Source organism: Alteromonas sp. H39 (assembly GCF_047556435.1).
Taxonomy (GTDB): Bacteria; Pseudomonadota; Gammaproteobacteria; order Enterobacterales; family Alteromonadaceae; genus Alteromonas.
This window is the reverse complement of record NZ_CP180210.1, coordinates 2048967-2064767: the sequence shown is the minus strand read 5'-3', so window position 1 is coordinate 2064767 and position 15801 is coordinate 2048967. Positions and strand designations below refer to the sequence as shown.

Below are 15801 nucleotides of genomic sequence, written 5' to 3'. Positions count from 1 at the left end.
ATATCAGCAAACGGAACAGAAAATGTCCAGCATTACACTCATTCACAATCCTCGTTGCTCAAAGAGCCGGCAGACTCTGGCGCTGTTGGAAGAGCATGGAGTCACCCCAAACATTATTGAATACTTAAAAACGCCATTAGATGAAGAGTCGATTCGCGCGATCTTTTCAAAATTACCGACCAACAACGTGATTGACATGGTCCGCGTTAAAGAAGACGAGTTTAAAGAGGCTGGCCTTAATAAATCTCAGAGCAGCGCTGATGAATTGTTTGCAGCTATGGCGTCATTTCCAAAACTCATTGAGCGGCCCATCGTGATTAACGAGGATAAAGCACGTATCGGCAGGCCCCCGGAATCGGTACTGGACATCCTCTAGTGGCACCGGTTCTGGTTTTATATTACAGCCGGCATGGCGCGACACATCAGCTTGCCAATGCCATAGCCAAGGGTATTGAGTTAGCTGGCGCAACGGCCATGGTAAGAACCGTCCCGTCGCTTCACGACGCAACCGGGGAACCTGATGATAGTGCACCTGAAAAAGGCCCACCCCACGTCACTACAAAAGACCTGGAGTCCTGCAGTGGGCTGGCTTTAGGCAGCCCCACCCGCTTTGGAAATATGGCTGCACCGGTAAAGCATTTTTTAGACAGTACGTCACAGCAATGGTTACAAGGCGCGCTCATCGATAAGCCGGCATGCGTGTTCACGTCAACGTCAAGTATGCATGGCGGGCAAGAAACCACATTGCTATCGATGATGATCCCATTATTACATCATGGCATGGTGTGTTGTGGCTTGCCTTATTCAGAGCCGGCCTTACACGAAACGCAAACCGGTGGCACGCCATACGGTGTAACCCATGTATCAGCAAACACGCAGAAAAAGTTGTCTGAACATGAGAAGTCTTTGGCCATTGCACAGGGAAAACGCCTGGCCACGCTGGCAAGAAAACTTTCATTACAACAGGAGGAATCACGCTAGTGGCTCCCGATACACGATTTTATCGCTACCTTGCACTAGTCAGTCACATTGGGCTGCTAAGCTGGGTAACAATGTGGCATTTCATACTTGTGCCTGAAGCCGGATATTCTGTATTTTTTATTTTGCTGATTTACGTGGTACCGCTGGTGTTACCGCTTAAAGGTGTCATTCAGGGCAAGCCATACACACATGCGTGGGCGAATTTCATTATTATGTTTTACCTGATCCACGGTTTTACTATCGCGTATGCAAGTGAAGCGGAACGCTGGTATGCCATAATAGAAATTATCCTATCAACCACCATGTTTATAGGTTGCAGCATTTTTGCCAGAAAGCGCGGCCGCGAGTTAGGTCAGGGACTGAAAAAAATGAAAACTGAAATGCAGGAAGAGCGGGAGCGGTTTCAAAGGAGTAAGTGATGAAAAACTGGTTAGTTCCGTTAACTATAATTACCCTTGCAGGTTGTGGCGGCTCCTCTGGCGGAGACAGCAATACGCCGCCTCCGCCAACAGACAACACTGAACTGGTACTAACCGGAGAAACTACGGTTATTGCCGGCGACTCTGTTGACTTTACCATTAGAAGCAGTGATGGCTCTGTATTGAGTGACATCAACTGGAGTATTGAAACACAAGATGTGGCATTACTTGCAGCGCACACACAGGCTGTCGGTTTTGACGCGCCTGCTGCCGGCGACTATCCCATGTCGGTGACCGCCAGTTTTGCAAACGGGTCACAACAAACCCTCGATTTTGTGCTTAACGTGCAGGAGGGAGAAACGCCACTGGCAATAACTCGTTTAGGTCACGAGGCATCAGAAGGCAATCGCGTATCTTTGCGTGTTGACGCCAACCATCCGGATTCTACGGCCGGGTCTCCCATCACAGTAACAGATATTAGCTGGCAGCAGGTCAGCGGGCCAAATGCAATTAATGTGCGCTTCGATGACGGCGACGATCCGCGCTACGACATCTATTTTCAGGCTCCCCCCGTGACCGCTGATCAGGTTATCGAGTTTCAGGCAACCGTTACCTATGACAATGGCGATAACGGCAACGATACTGTGCAGGTGCTGGTAAAAAACATCCAGGCTGACCAAGACAGTTACTTTGTTGATGAAACTGATGGCAGATTACAGACAGTCACTGACCATATGCTTCCTTACCGGGCAGACAGCCCCTACGCGAATGCGCTTGAGCAGTGTGTTTACAGTAACACCATCACGTCAACATGTACCTTCGGTACCCTTCCGCTGATTGGTCAGGAGACGGAAGATCCCAGCATTGACGATATTCTGGACCGCACATATGTATCTCATCCGTGGATGGGAGATGCCTTTAAAGCCTTTCTGGAGACCAGTGCAGCCAGTGAGGATATTCGCAATTTACTGCGAGCGACCACCGCCGTTGTTATCTCTTACGAAGTACGGCCGTCATTTTACTGGGTAGCCACTGGCGCCATTTACCTGGACGCAAATAATTTCTGGCGAACCCCTGCAGAGCGCGATACCTTAAACACCATACCTGATTATCGCAGCAATTTTGGCGATTCGCTGAACTTTCGCACCTATTGGCGCTATGTGAGAGATGGCGAGTATTTTTATCCTCAGCCTGGATTCTCTGCTCAGTTGAGACGCTCCAGAAACAATCAGGATATTGAAGCGTCACTGGCCTGGTTGATGTATCACGAACTTGCTCATGCGAACGACTTTTTCAATTATCAGGTATGGTCTACATTATCTGCAGCCAACGATCCGCTTTCTTATTACAACCGCAATTCCACGCAGTCTGATTCACTGGATAACGCACTTCCTCTTACCTCACAGGAATTGCATGACTTAGCAGAGGTTCGTTATGGCGGAGAGGATGCTACTGCCACGCAGCGAGGTTACAGTGCGCAACAGGTGGCGAACTGGTTTGAACCTGATGGTGCAGTATCGTTCTACTCATACTTTACCCGACGTGAAGATTTCGCCAATCTGGTAGAGCGATTTATGATGTTGTATCGCCTTGGCGTGGCATCAGATGTTGGCGTATTTACCCGTGAAACAATTGAAAACAATGAGGCTATCATAACCTGGGGCCAGCGTAACCGCATCAACACGCCCGAGTTGCAACAACGGGTAGATTTTGCCGTCAGCCGCGTGTTACCGGAGTTGGATGTGCCACAAATTCTGACTGCGTTACCACAGCCGCAGCAATTACCTGAAGGCGCGAGCTGGCGTGATACGCTGACGCTGAATGAGGCGGGTGAAGTAGTTGAATCGAAAAGCAGTAAATGGGCTGAGTCGCAAGGGATGTTTGCTGAAGAACATACGGTCATGCCGGCACTTCCGGCAGGCCGATAAATAACGGCTTACCTAGTAAAGTCCCAGCTCTCGTTTAACCATATTAACCGAGAGCTTTTTTTGTTCCTGTAACGAGCGCGTGTCCAGTCTGTCGAGCAAATTAATCAGACTTGGTATGTCCCGCTCGCTATGGTGTAAAAGAAACTGTAGGGCCTGCTCTGATAACCTTAAGCCACGAGCCGTGGCACGATTTCTAACAACCGTTTTACGTGCTTCATCGCTCAATGCATGCAGTTGGTAGGTTACGCCCCATGAGAGGCGCGAGCGCAAATCAGGCAGCACAAAAGCGGGATTACTTGGCCCCAGACGGCTTGTACAAACCAGTACCGTTTGCTGCGACTCCACGACCCGGTTGATAAGATCAAACAATGCCAGTTCCAGTGTTTTGTTGCCTGCAATGGCATGTATGTTATCAAGGCACACCAAGGGTAATGTCTCAAAGCCTTCAAAAGCGTTCGCAGGCCAGGCTTCGGCATTGTTAAGATTCAGATAAACATGAGGAATATCGCGGGCTGCTATCTCATGACAAAGCGCGTAAAGCAGATGACTTTTCCCCCGCCCCGCACTGCCGAGTAACGTAACCATGGGTAGCTTTAATGACGCTACCCCTTGAAATAAGCTGGCATCACGCCAGTCAGGCACGGCATAAGCCAGTGCCTGTAACAATGTTACCAGTTCGGTATCGGTACCAGAGACAAAACTGTCAAATGTTTCATCAACTGGCAGTGATACCGGCAAAGGCAATTGCATCGCTACTCGTTCCAATAGAAATTGTATCCCTGTACTGGCTGTCCAAACGCGTCCCTGACGGGCTGCAAACGGTTCTCAAGAGACATCGTGTTAATCAGGTCCTGCGCCGAACCTAGCAAAGACAACTCAAAGGTACCAACAGAGCCTGACTGGGCAGATAACGATACATGCTCAACCACGCTCAGGCTGGCGAGGTAGCGCTGTGCCATGACATAATTTTCCAGGCTGTCGAGGTTCGCGACTGACATTTTTACTTTCTCTGAGCTCTGTGCATTCTGACCTGGTTTTATGGAAAAAATATCAGCAAGGTAGCTGGCATATCCATTAATTAGAAGCTGAGCAAGACGGCTTTTATCATTGCCGTAAAGCGATCCGGTTTTAACATCATTTCCACGAATAAATACCCAGTCCAGCGCGTACTCGCCTTCCCCCTGCTCTGCCATCATGGCCTCAAATTCAGCCGTAGAAAAAGGCATTACATTGTCAGCTACAGTTTGCGGTTGGGAGTTGGCTACCTGATATTGAACGTTTGCGGCGGCCCCCATACTTAAAGTATCAACCTGTTGCACGCCAACTCTGGTTTCACTGCGTGACTGCACTGCATTGTCCTGATGGTTCCAGTTTTCACTTAATGCTTCAGACAGCAGTGTTTCCTGATCAGGCTCAGGAAGGTTGGGGATAGCCGCATTGTTATTTTTATATAATCTGGCGCCGATAATATAGTCTACCCCGTAACGTGACGATGCCTTTATCAACGCTTGAGGAAATCTTCCCCAAATATCATATATCGCTATTGCCTGATTGTCTGTCAGATCCATCAGCGGCAGACTCACCCTGATCCCACGAGAACGAGCTGTTTCTCGAACAGCTTGGCTGATGACGTCAGACTGAGCTTCTTCGACAATATCACGTTGTCCATTGTCATTTTCTACGGCCAGCCAAAGAATCGTTTCAGGACGGCGGTTTCCCCATACAGGTAACCCTTCGCGTCGAAGCAATGTTAGTAACGCCTGCTGGTCAAACTCGGCAATGTAGTACAACTGCCCGTCAATATCGTCAAAACGATAGGAACGAAGATACTGACCCGGCGATCGCACCGCAGTTTTGACACCGGCGTTTTCCGGGGCAGTTGTGGTACCTGACATTTTTATCAATACTTGCTTAAGCGCCTCTCTTGAGGCTTGTTGCTGGGTACTCTGGTTTTGATTTTCTACCTGAACCTGTCCCACATGGGTATCAATCTGTACCGTTGCTGTTGCGGGTAAACTGACGAACACCGCCACGTACATAAAACATGCAGACAACGACGATTTAACTAGACAAGCGTGATGCTGTAATGACTGAACCAAACTCAAAATACCTTTTCACTCCCGTTACCTCACCACACCCTGTGGCGTAAGAAGAAAAAGTATTGTGTGCTATTTACGTTCATTTTTCACCTCTTTCTGGTGCAATATTTTTGTTTCAGAACTGAGTCCCGTTTTTCATCACAGTCCTGTCAGGTTGTCAGCGTGTCACTGACATAAAAGACGGTGATCTCAGGCCCAGACGATTGGACTTACCCTCACTTACTGGTAGAATCCGCGTTTTTCCATCCCACAGCATCAGGGCGTAACCGTGAGCGATAACAAAACCTCGTTAAGTTATAAAGATGCCGGCGTTGATATCGACGCAGGTAATCAGCTTGTAGAAAGAATTAAGACCGTAACTAAAAAGACACATCGTCCGGAAGTAAAGGGCAATATTGGTGGCTTTGGTGCGCTTTGTGAAATCCCCTCAAAATACAAGCGCCCGCTGCTGGTCTCTGGTACCGATGGTGTGGGAACCAAGCTTCGCGTGGCGATGGATGCGAATCAACATCAGGGCGTCGGTATCGACCTTGTCGCCATGTGCGTGAACGATCTTATTGTTCAGGGTGCTGAGCCATTGTTTTTCCTTGACTACTACGCCACTGGAAAACTCGATATCGATGTTGCTGCCTCTGTGGTTACCGGTATTGGCGAAGGCTGTGAATTATCTGGCTGCGCATTAATCGGTGGCGAAACCGCTGAAATGCCCGGCATGTATCATGATGGCGATTACGATATAGCAGGCTTCTGTGTAGGTGTGGTTGAAGCTGACAATGTGATAGACGGCGCTACGGTTAAGCCCGGTCAGAAATTAATTGCCCTGGGTTCTTCAGGTCCGCACTCTAATGGTTACTCGCTGGTACGTAAAATAATTGAAGTCAGCGGTGCCAATCTGAATGATGCACTGGAAGGCAAGCCGCTGCTCGACCACCTTCTTGCCCCTACACGCATTTATGTTAAGTCGGTACTGAAGCTACTGGAAAGCGTGAAAGTCAGTGCTATTTCACATATTACCGGCGGCGGCTTCTGGGAAAATATTCCTCGGGTATTACCAGAGTCGGCAAAAGTTGTTATCGATAAAAAAAGTTGGGAATGGCCCGCAGTTTTTCACTGGTTACAGGACAACGGCAATGTGACGGAACACGAAATGTATCGCACATTCAATTGCGGCGTAGGTATGGTTCTGGTGGTCGATGAAGATGTCGTCGACAACGCATTGGAAATACTCAAAGCACAAGGTGAAAACGCCTGGGTGATCGGTCATATTGCAGAGAAAGATGGCGAACAACAGGTTGAGATGCAGTAATTCATGAGTACAACTCCTACACTTTGCGTGCTGATATCCGGAAACGGCAGCAATCTTCAGGCTATTATTGACCGCATCAGTGATGGATCGCTGCAGGCCCGTATAGGTTGTGTTATTTCTAACCGGCCAAATGCTTTTGGTCTGGAAAGAGCACGCGAGGCCGGTATTGAGGCGCATTGTCTTGACCATCAGAAATTCGATGACAGGGATAGTTATGACCTCGCATTAAAGGCGCTGATCGATCAGTATCAGCCAGACTGTGTAGTACTTGCCGGCTTTATGCGGATTTTGACCGCGGAGTTTGTTAATCATTTCTTAGGAAAATTAGTGAACATTCATCCGTCTTTGTTGCCAAAATACAAAGGGTTGAATACTCACCAGCGCGCAATCGATAACGGCGACAGTGAACACGGTGTCAGTGTTCACTTTGTTACGCCTGAATTAGACGGCGGCCCGGTGATCATTCAAAGTAAAGTTCCCGTATTCGACGAGGACACGGCATCGGATCTGGCAGCGCGTGTTCAGGAGCAGGAACGTCAGTTGTACCCATTCGTTCTCAACTGGATATGTTCGGGCAGACTGAAAATGAAGGACAATAAGGCGGTTTTAGATAATGAAGAGCTTCCGGTTAGCGGTTTCGAAAGCGATTAATACAGCTGTTACAGGGCTGGTTCTGCTGGGTGCGGGCGCACTGCCCGCTGTAGCGGACACAGGAGATCCTTCCTCTGTCGCTCTCACTCCTTTTCATGCACAATACACCGCCTATAAGTGGGATGACGACGTAGGCAACGTGGAAATGAAACTGGAGAGATTATCACCCTCTCAATATTCATTGACCTACTCTTCTAAAGTCTCAAAGTTTTTCCTGTCGGATAAACGTTATGAGCACTCTATTTTCACCGTTGAAAACGGTACCCTGGTGCCCTCGCAATATTATTACTCCCGTTCTGGTACCGGCCCGGATGACAAACTGAATGTTACCTTTGGTAAAAACGGCAGCGATTCGGTGTTTGTCGAGTCTGAGGATGATAATTATTCTCTTGAATGGGAAAATGAAATTGATAACCAGATTTATCGCGTTGATTTACCGCGTAAGCTCGCTTCGGGTGAAACAACAACTGACTACCATTTTATCAATTATCGTGGCCAGAAACGTCATTACGGTATTGAAGTGGTTGGTGAGGAAAAGCTCAATCTCCCTTATGGTCAGTTAAATACGATTAAAGTCAGACTGGTTCGCGACTCCAATACCCGCGAGACCTTTGCCTGGTTTGCACCTGAGCTGGATTATAATCTGGTAAGGCTACAGCAGTTCAAGGATGGGGATGAGCAGGGAGACATAAAGTTACGGTCCTATGTAACACTGGCTGAGAACCCGTAATAACCACAGCGCTTCGGCTGGTTATTTGCCAGCCTGCGGTTTTCAGGCTCCCCCTTGTGAGCGTGCGGCTAATTCTGCAGATCATGGTTTCAGTTTATCGCTGATTCAGCAAATCCCTGCCAAGTGTTGATATTTTCGCTACCAACACGCTTTTCGCGCCCAGTCGTGCTGAAGATAGTGCCTTGTTTACTTCAGACAGAGCATTGTCGCCACTCGCAGCAAGGTTGCTATCGCAAACATCTTGCTATCATCGACTTTTGCGTAACGAATCATTGCCTCGCCAGGGTAATAAGACCCTTCGCAACCTTGATCTTTACGGTCTTACTGTATACGTTTAAAGTACGCTGGTCTGACCTCAAATGATGACGCGGGACAAACTTTCTCAAACCTGAAAAAGAGTGATCATTTTGGCAACAATGCCGCTATTTATTCAGACAAAGTCATTATACTAATAATTTGCCTTTATCAGGAGTGACGTATGGCAGAATTTATCTGGTTTTTACTGGTAGTGCTTACCCTGGCTGTAGCCAGCTACAAGCGAACTACCCTCATTAATGCTGTCGCTGCTGCGGGTGCAGTCATGGTGCTGGGCACCCTGTTTGGCGACATTGGCCTGCTTGGTTGGATATTATTTCTGATTTTTGCGGTCCCCCTGACTGTTGCAGACATCAGACAACCATACATCAGTAGCAAATTGCTGGCTTTTTATCGCAAAGTCATGCCCGAGATGTCCAGCACCGAACAGGAAGCCATTGATGCCGGCACCGTGTGGTGGGATGGCGATATCTTTAGTGGGAAGCCCGACTGGGACAAACTTCATGGTATTCCTAAAGGAAGATTAACGCCTGAGGAGCAGGCATTTCTGGACGGTCCGGTTGATCGTGTTTGTCACATGGTCGATGAGTGGCAAATTAACCACAAAGAAGCCGACTTACCGAAAGAAATCTGGGATTTCCTGAAAGAGCACCGTTTTTTCGCAATGATTATTAAGAAAAAATACGGTGGTCTCGAATTTTCGGCGTATGCACAGTCCAGAGTATTACAGAAACTGGCTGGGTCCAGCGCTGTTCTCTCCAGCACGGTAGGTGTACCGAATTCACTGGGTCCAGGTGAACTACTTCAACACTACGGCACAGAAAAACAGCAGGACTATTATCTGCCCCGCCTAGCCAATGGTGAGGAAATTCCCTGCTTTGCCCTCACCGGCCCGGAAGCCGGTTCAGATGCCGGCGCGATCCCTGATGTTGGGGTGGTGTGCAAAGGTGAATGGGAAGGTGAAGAAGTTCTCGGTATGCGCCTGACCTTCGACAAGCGTTATATCACTCTTGCTCCGATAGCAACAGTGGTAGGACTTGCCTTTAAATTGCAGGATCCTGACGGTTTACTGGGTGAGAAAGAAGACTTAGGTATCACGTGTGCTTTGATTCCCCGTGACACCAAGGGGTTAGATATCGGTCGTCGCCATTTCCCTCTGAATACGCCATTTCAGAATGGTCCTATCCGTGGCAACGACATTTTCGTGCCGCTGGACTTTATCATCGGTGGCCAGAAAATGGCCGGTAAAGGCTGGCGTATGCTGATGGAGTGTTTATCAGTAGGCCGTTGTATCACACTACCCTCTACTGCCGCTGGTGGCGCGAAAACCGTGGCACTGGCAACGGGAGCGTACGCCAGGATCCGCCGGCAGTTCAGAATGCCCGTAGGGCACATGGAAGGTGTTGAAGAGATGCTTGCACGGATTGGCGGCAACGCTTATCTGATGGACAGCGTTACCAGTTTCTCTACCGTGGGTGTTGATTTAGGCGAGAAGCCATCTGTGATTTCTGCGATCAGTAAATATCACCTGACAGAGAAAATGCGTCAGGTTATTAACGATTCTATGGACGTACACGGTGGTAAAGGCATCATGCTTGGGCCAAATAACTATTTGGGTCGTGGCTACCAGGGTGCTCCCATTTCAATTACGGTTGAAGGAGCCAATATACTTACCCGCAATATGATGATTTTCGGTCAGGGGGCGATGCGCTGTCACCCTTATGTGCTCAAAGAGATTGAAGCTGCCAACCTGGAAGACAAACAGGCACGTCTTAAAGCCTTTGATAAAGCAGTATTTGGTCATATCGGTTTTGCCGTTGCCAATACGGTGAGAAGTATCTGGTTCAGCCTGACAAATGGCGCGTTTCACAGCGCACCATTTACCGATGACACAGCCCGCTACTACAAACTGTTGCAAGGCTACAGTGCCAATCTGGCATTACTGACGGATGTATCTATGGGCGTACTCGGAGGCGATCTGAAACGACGTGAAAGACTGTCTGCCCGCCTTGGTGACATCTTAAGTGGTTTGTATATGGGAAGTACCACCCTCAAGCGCTACGATGATGAGGGCCGGCTGAAAGAAGATCTTCCGCTAATGCACTGGGCTATGCAAAATACATTGCATGATATTGAGACCGCGATTGACGATTTTCTGGATAACTTCCCGAACCGTGCTATCGCCGGCGCGATGCGTGTATTGGTCATGCCGTTCGGGCGTCGTGTAGATAAACCTTCTGATAAACTTGAGCACAAAATTGCCATGTTACTGCAAACTCCATCTTCGGCACGCAGCAGGTTGGGTGACGGTCAGTACCTTACCCGTGAAGAAGGCAATCTTTTTGGTGATCTGGAACAAACACTGGATGACGTGATTGCCGCGCAACCGGTGTTCGACAAAATATGTGAGCATAAGAAAGTCAAACTTCCGTTTACCCGACTGGATGTGCTGGCAGAAGAAGCCCTCAAAGACGGTGTGATTAATGAAGAAGAAGCTGCTCTGCTGCGTCGAACGGAAGCCGGCCGACTGCAGACAATCAATGTGGATGATTTTGACCACGAAGAGCTGATAGCGAATCAGGTCGAGAAAAAGTCCCGAAGCAAAAAGTCAGGTAAGGCGGCCTGATAAATCAAAAAGATCGTGAAAAAGCTGCCTTTCGGCAGCTTTTTTTTTACCTGAACTATGCTAACGTGGTTTCTCGTTGACAGGGGGTCAGCAGAAAGCGAGAGGTCTTAGCGATGGAAAACCAGATCAGTGCCAGCCATGTTTGCAAAGAATGTGAAAGCACATGCCAACTTTCTTCTCGCAAAAAGACAGTAAACACCTTTCACGTGCTCGCCTCTAGTATTGCTTTTCTCTTTTCCGCTCTATTACTGCTGTTCGTTTCAACCATTGCAGGCGGTGTGGGGATATTACTTGCAATACTTTACTTCTGGTCGAAAAATAAAAAATGTCCCGTCTGCGGGAGGTATGGACTCATCCCCGTATCTTCACCAAAAGGCATGAACATTATGAAGAAAAACGGCTGGCTGCCTAACTAAAATAAGAAACTTATGCGCTTATACCTTTCGTACAACCTACTGGTTGCAGGTTTGCTGTTACTGCTTAACAGCTTATCTCTCCCGGCTCACGCCGCTTCTGTTCCCGATGATATTGAACTTTGCGGAAACTCTGACAAAGCAATGGAGCTGGCTATCGCAATCATCGAAGATCCTGCACAACAGCGTCCGGAGATACGCTGTAACGGACTGCTCACTGCCATTGCCGTAAATAAAGCCAAACGAATGGCAGAAGAAGGCATTGTTTTTCATAACCTGGGGGGAAGTCCCAACTCAAGGTTACGTGAAGCTGGATTTCAACTTCCGGAGTATTATGGCGATGCAATGAGTAATCAGGTTGAGGCCATTGCAGGTGGTTATGCTACCGTTTACAGCGTGTGGCGAGCATTTAAAAACTCTGAAACCCACTCCAAGCACTTACTGGGAAAAATTCCCTTCTACCAGGAACAGGATGAAATGGGAATTGCGTTTGTAAAGGATCTCTCCGCCCCTCACGTTGAGTATTGGGTGGTGTATCTCACTAAAGGCCGTATTGATAATCAGCATCGCTATTTCGAAGAGATACCCAATAAAGGAATTGATATTGTAACAGAACTGGAGAAACCTGCGTTTCAGGAAGCGCCTGAGAACCAGTAGCCCCAAAGGACCATCAAAGGGAAATGAAATTCAACATTCACTGATAGCAGACTTAAATATAGTTGTGCTACATCCTTGGCTGCGGAAATTGGCGTAACACCTCTTCGCCATTTAACGAAAAATTTCTCGCCACCGGACTTTCTCGGAGTCTGACATAAAAGCCTGCTTCAGGGCGTTTTCCTGTATGGTTTGCAGATCCTTTTCATCCAGACCTATCACGTCTGCCGCTACCTGATATTCATGAGCAAGGGTAATGTCAGAAATACCTGGATCGTCTGTGTTTAATGTAACTGCCAGCCCCTGGGCAAGAAATTTCCGCAATGGATGATTTGCCGTATCGGTCATCGCGCCCGTCTGATAGTTTGAGGTGGGACAAGATTCTATTCCAATTTCGTGACGGGCAAGGTAGTCCATGAGTATCGGGTCGTGGATAGCCGCAACGCCATGACCAATTCTTGAAGCTCCCAGCAACTTAACCGCATCCCAGATACTTTCAGGACCAGCGGCTTCTCCTGCATGCACGGTAATATTAAGTCCGGCATCTCTTGCTCGTCTAAACAGCGCGATAAAAAGTCGGGCCGGGTACCCTGCCTCATCGCCTGCCAGATCAATACCGCAAAACCTGTCCCGCTGTGTCAGGATTGCGTTAAGCTCACGCTCACAGGCAGCTACGCCGAAACTACGACTGAGAATACCAATAGCGCCGGTATTTATACCAAACTGCTGCGCCGCGTCCTGCATACCTTCCAGAACGGCCTCGACCACCGCCTCCATCGGGAGTGAGAATGATCTTGCCATAAAATACGGAGAGAAACGCATTTCGATATAGTTAATGCCTTCACTCGCAGCGTCTTCTACACTTTCAAATGCCACGCGGCGACACGCATCAGCATCGGCTAAAACCGACACTCCATACTCAAGCTTTTGTATGAACTCCAGTAAATCCGACGTACGGTGTTGGATAATCGCAAGTTCTCTTAGTGCCTGCTCACTGGCAACAGGAAGCGAAATGCCATGTTCATTGGCAAGCGCCCAAATTGTAGAGGGTCTCACGCTACCGTCTAGGTGGCGGTGGAGTTCTGCCACGGGTAATGAAGTGGAAAGCACCGTTAGCTTACCTGAAGCTTATCCATTAATAACACCGCTTGCGTTCGGGTATTTATCTCCAGCTTACGTAAAATGGCACTAATGTGCGCTTTAATTGTTGCTTCAGTAACATGCATTTCATGTGCAATTTGTTTGTTCATCAGCCCAGCTCGAAGAAAAGATAGTACCTGTATTTGCTTGGGTGTTAGTTCTCTGAAGCGCTGCAACAAAAGCTTGAGATCATCATCCACTTTTTCAAGCTCTTCCTGCATCCCTGGTGGAAGCCAGTTATTGCCACTTCGAATTGACACAATTGCCTCGGCGATGTCCTTGGTGGGTGTGGATTTGGGGATAAACCCCTGCGCGCCGAGACTCATTACCTGTGCGACAACTTCAACACTTTCTGCGGCCGAAATCACCGCAACGGGTATCATCGGGTACGCATCTTTAATACTGATAAGGCCATTAAAATATTCTCCACCGGGCATTTTCAGGTCCAGCAGTATAAGGTCGACTTCAGCGCCACTCGCAAGCGCGACCAGCGCACTGTCGAGGCTGTCGGCTTCAACGATTTCTGCGCCTTCAAAGTAGGGCGTCAGTGCCCCTTTAAGTGCTTCTCTGAAAAGTGGGTGGTCATCTGCTACCAGAATTCGTGTCATAACGAAATACAACTTCCTTTTTAACTCTTTCATTAAGAGTAATACTTTAGTCTAAATAGGGAAAGCATAACGCAAAGATAACTACGGATAATTTTGCTTAATTGCCAGCTTTATTTGGCATTCTCCTCAAAGCAGGTAAAATTGCGCGTTATCACCACTTAGCGAGGCCCATTGTGCAAAAATCAGATACCCTTTTCGCCTCTCCTTTATCCTCTGTTGCTGACTTTCGGTTTGACGAGACCGTAGCTGAAGTTTTCCCTGATATGATTCAGCGATCAGTACCAGGATACCAATCTATCATCAACACGATTGGTGAGTTAGCAGCAGCGAAAGTGCAACCCAATACCACAGTCTACGATTTAGGCTGCTCTCTGGGGGCTGCGAGCCTTGCCGTTGCTCGCGCCACGCAGGATATTCCCTGTAATATCATTGGTATTGACAATTCTGAAGCGATGACCAACCGGTGTAAACGCATCATACAGAGCTTTTCTTTGCCTACTCCGATCGAGGTAAATTGTCAGAGTGCGCAAGACACTGAAATAGATAATGCGTCTATGGTGATAATGAATTTTACACTGCAGTTTATTCCCCCCGCAGACAGAGAAAACCTGCTATTGAAGATATTTAATGGCTTGGTTCCCGGTGGCATTCTGGTGCTATCAGAAAAAATCCGACACCCATCGGTAGCAGGAAACGAATTACTCGTTGACCTGCACCACCAATTCAAACGACAAAATGGCTATAGTGAACTTGAAGTCAGTCAAAAGCGCGCAGCATTGGAAAACGTTATGCTTACCGACACGTTCGCGGAACATGAAGCTCGTTTGAAAGCAGTTGGATTTAGCGACGTTGTAATGTGGTTTAAGTGCTACAACTTTACCTCAATGGTTGCAATAAAACACGCACAGGAGACCGCTGGTGAATAAGCACACGAAGCAATGGTTCGAGGATTGTTACCATTCTCTTTTAACCAGCCCGCTGTCTCACTGGCTTGAAACCTTGCCAGCACAGCTTCGCGAATGGGACAGCAACGCCAAACACGGCGACTTTGATAAATGGTGTCGATTGCTTGAAAAATTACCCGAAATCACACCAGAGTCAGTAGATATAGAAACAAGTGTGACGGTGAGCAGCAAGGCGGTCTCTGAATACCAGCAGGCGCAAATTCAGGGCTTGCTAAAGCAGTTTATGCCCTGGCGTAAGGGACCCTATTCTATCCATGGTGTAACTATCGATACAGAATGGCGCTCAGACTGGAAATGGGATCGTGTTATCCCCCATATCAGCGACTTAAATGGGAGAACCGTACTTGATGTAGGATGCGGCAGTGGATACCACATGTGGCGGATGCTGGGTGAAGGCGCTAGCCGGGTCATTGGCATTGATCCTACACAACTGTTTTTCATTCAGTTTCAGGCTGTTCAACACTTCTTGCGTGCTGAAAACATCCACTTTTTACCGCTCGGAATTGAGCAAATGCAGCCACTTGATGCATTCGATACCGTATTCTCTATGGGGGTAATGTACCATCGTAAAGATCCCATCGCTTTTCTCAGCCAGCTTAAACATCAGTTACGTAAAGGCGGCGAACTTATCCTCGAAACTCTGGTGGTAGACGGGGACAGTACCACCGTGTTGATGGCGGGTGAACGTTACGCGCAAATGAGAAACGTTTGGTTTTTGCCCAGTGTAGAGGCATTAACGGTATGGCTGGAACGTGTTGGCTTTGAAAACGTACGTGTGGCCGATGTCAATGTGACATCACTGGAAGAACAACGTGCAACGCCGTGGATGGATTCACAGTCACTGAAAGATTTTCTGGACCCGGAAGATATTTCACGCACAATTGAAGGTTATCCGGCACCGAAACGTGCAGTGTTGATAGCGACGCGTAAATAAACATTTCCACACAGGCCAACATGCAATGTGTT

16 protein-coding genes are annotated in these 15801 nt (G+C 48.1%); 12 read left to right on the top strand and 4 right to left on the bottom strand.

Going from position 1 to position 15801, the window contains the following annotated elements; translation table 11 throughout:
* The first annotated feature begins 22 nt into the window (after nucleotides 1-22).
* The 4 genes from arsC to ACLBLI_RS09085 are packed head-to-tail and all read left to right on the top strand — an operon-like array spanning nucleotide 23 to nucleotide 3328.
* The gene (gene arsC / locus ACLBLI_RS09100) at nucleotides 23-376 is read left to right on the top strand and encodes an arsenate reductase (glutaredoxin) (protein ID WP_414830764.1); all 354 of its coding nucleotides are present in this window, start codon (nucleotides 23-25) and stop codon (nucleotides 374-376) included.
* Nucleotides 376-981 carry an NAD(P)H:quinone oxidoreductase gene (wrbA, locus tag ACLBLI_RS09095; protein ID WP_414830763.1) on the top strand — a complete coding sequence of 202 codons (606 nt, stop codon included), beginning with the start codon at nucleotides 376-378 and terminating at the stop codon, nucleotides 979-981. Before arsC ends, wrbA begins: the two co-directional genes overlap by 1 nt.
* A complete protein-coding gene (locus tag ACLBLI_RS09090; RefSeq protein ID WP_414830762.1) occupies nucleotides 981-1400 on the top strand; it encodes a DUF2069 domain-containing protein in 420 nt (139 codons plus the stop codon). The genes wrbA and ACLBLI_RS09090 overlap by 1 nt, the downstream gene beginning before the upstream one ends.
* The gene (locus ACLBLI_RS09085; protein WP_414830761.1) at nucleotides 1400-3328 is read left to right on the top strand and encodes a hypothetical protein; all 1929 of its coding nucleotides are present in this window, start codon (nucleotides 1400-1402) and stop codon (nucleotides 3326-3328) included. Before ACLBLI_RS09090 ends, ACLBLI_RS09085 begins: the two co-directional genes overlap by 1 nt.
* 12 nt (nucleotides 3329-3340) lie before the next feature.
* On the opposite strand, the gene hda is transcribed toward ACLBLI_RS09085, so the two are convergent.
* Nucleotides 3341-4078, bottom strand: a complete 738-nt coding sequence (hda, locus tag ACLBLI_RS09080) for a DnaA regulatory inactivator Hda (RefSeq protein WP_414830760.1) — start codon at nucleotides 4076-4078, stop codon at nucleotides 3341-3343.
* 2 nt (nucleotides 4079-4080) lie between these two features.
* Nucleotides 4081-5367, bottom strand: coding sequence for a DUF2066 domain-containing protein (locus ACLBLI_RS09075; RefSeq protein WP_414830759.1), 1287 nt, complete (start codon nucleotides 5365-5367; stop codon nucleotides 4081-4083).
* A 328-nt stretch (nucleotides 5368-5695) separates the two neighbouring features.
* Here ACLBLI_RS09075 and purM point away from each other — a divergent pair, with 328 nt between their 5' ends.
* From purM to ACLBLI_RS09045, 6 genes are all read left to right on the top strand, one after another.
* Nucleotides 5696-6733 carry a phosphoribosylformylglycinamidine cyclo-ligase gene (gene purM, locus ACLBLI_RS09070; protein ID WP_414830758.1) on the top strand — a complete coding sequence of 346 codons (1038 nt, stop codon included), beginning with the start codon at nucleotides 5696-5698 and terminating at the stop codon, nucleotides 6731-6733.
* Between the two features lie 3 nt (nucleotides 6734-6736).
* A complete protein-coding gene (gene purN / locus ACLBLI_RS09065) occupies nucleotides 6737-7384 on the top strand; it encodes a phosphoribosylglycinamide formyltransferase (protein WP_414830757.1) in 648 nt (215 codons plus the stop codon).
* On the top strand, nucleotides 7347-8114 hold the full coding sequence (locus tag ACLBLI_RS09060) for a DUF3108 domain-containing protein (protein ID WP_414830756.1): 768 nt from the start codon (nucleotides 7347-7349) through the stop codon (nucleotides 8112-8114). The genes purN and ACLBLI_RS09060 overlap by 38 nt, the downstream gene beginning before the upstream one ends.
* Nucleotides 8115-8592: 478 nt before the next feature.
* A complete protein-coding gene (fadE, locus tag ACLBLI_RS09055; protein WP_414830755.1) occupies nucleotides 8593-11055 on the top strand; it encodes an acyl-CoA dehydrogenase FadE in 2463 nt (820 codons plus the stop codon).
* Between the two features lie 113 nt (nucleotides 11056-11168).
* Nucleotides 11169-11471, top strand: coding sequence for a hypothetical protein (locus ACLBLI_RS09050; protein WP_414830754.1), 303 nt, complete (start codon nucleotides 11169-11171; stop codon nucleotides 11469-11471).
* 12 nt (nucleotides 11472-11483) lie between these two features.
* The gene (locus tag ACLBLI_RS09045) at nucleotides 11484-12125 is read left to right on the top strand and encodes a CAP domain-containing protein (protein ID WP_414830753.1); all 642 of its coding nucleotides are present in this window, start codon (nucleotides 11484-11486) and stop codon (nucleotides 12123-12125) included.
* A gap of 111 nt (nucleotides 12126-12236) precedes the next feature.
* Here the strand turns inward: ACLBLI_RS09045 and add are convergent, their stop codons facing one another.
* Nucleotides 12237-13232 (bottom strand): adenosine deaminase, encoded by a 996-nt coding sequence (gene add, locus ACLBLI_RS09040; protein WP_414830752.1) that lies wholly within the window; start codon nucleotides 13230-13232, stop codon nucleotides 12237-12239.
* A 2-nt stretch (nucleotides 13233-13234) separates the two neighbouring features.
* A complete protein-coding gene (locus ACLBLI_RS09035) occupies nucleotides 13235-13870 on the bottom strand; it encodes a response regulator (RefSeq protein WP_414830751.1) in 636 nt (211 codons plus the stop codon).
* Nucleotides 13871-14043: 173 nt separating this feature from the next.
* Here ACLBLI_RS09035 and cmoA point away from each other — a divergent pair, with 173 nt between their 5' ends.
* Nucleotides 14044-14796 (top strand): carboxy-S-adenosyl-L-methionine synthase CmoA, encoded by a 753-nt coding sequence (gene cmoA, locus ACLBLI_RS09030; protein ID WP_414830750.1) that lies wholly within the window; start codon nucleotides 14044-14046, stop codon nucleotides 14794-14796.
* Nucleotides 14789-15769 (top strand): tRNA 5-methoxyuridine(34)/uridine 5-oxyacetic acid(34) synthase CmoB, encoded by a 981-nt coding sequence (cmoB, locus tag ACLBLI_RS09025; RefSeq protein WP_414830749.1) that lies wholly within the window; start codon nucleotides 14789-14791, stop codon nucleotides 15767-15769. Before cmoA ends, cmoB begins: the two co-directional genes overlap by 8 nt.
* Nucleotides 15770-15801 lie beyond the last annotated feature (32 nt).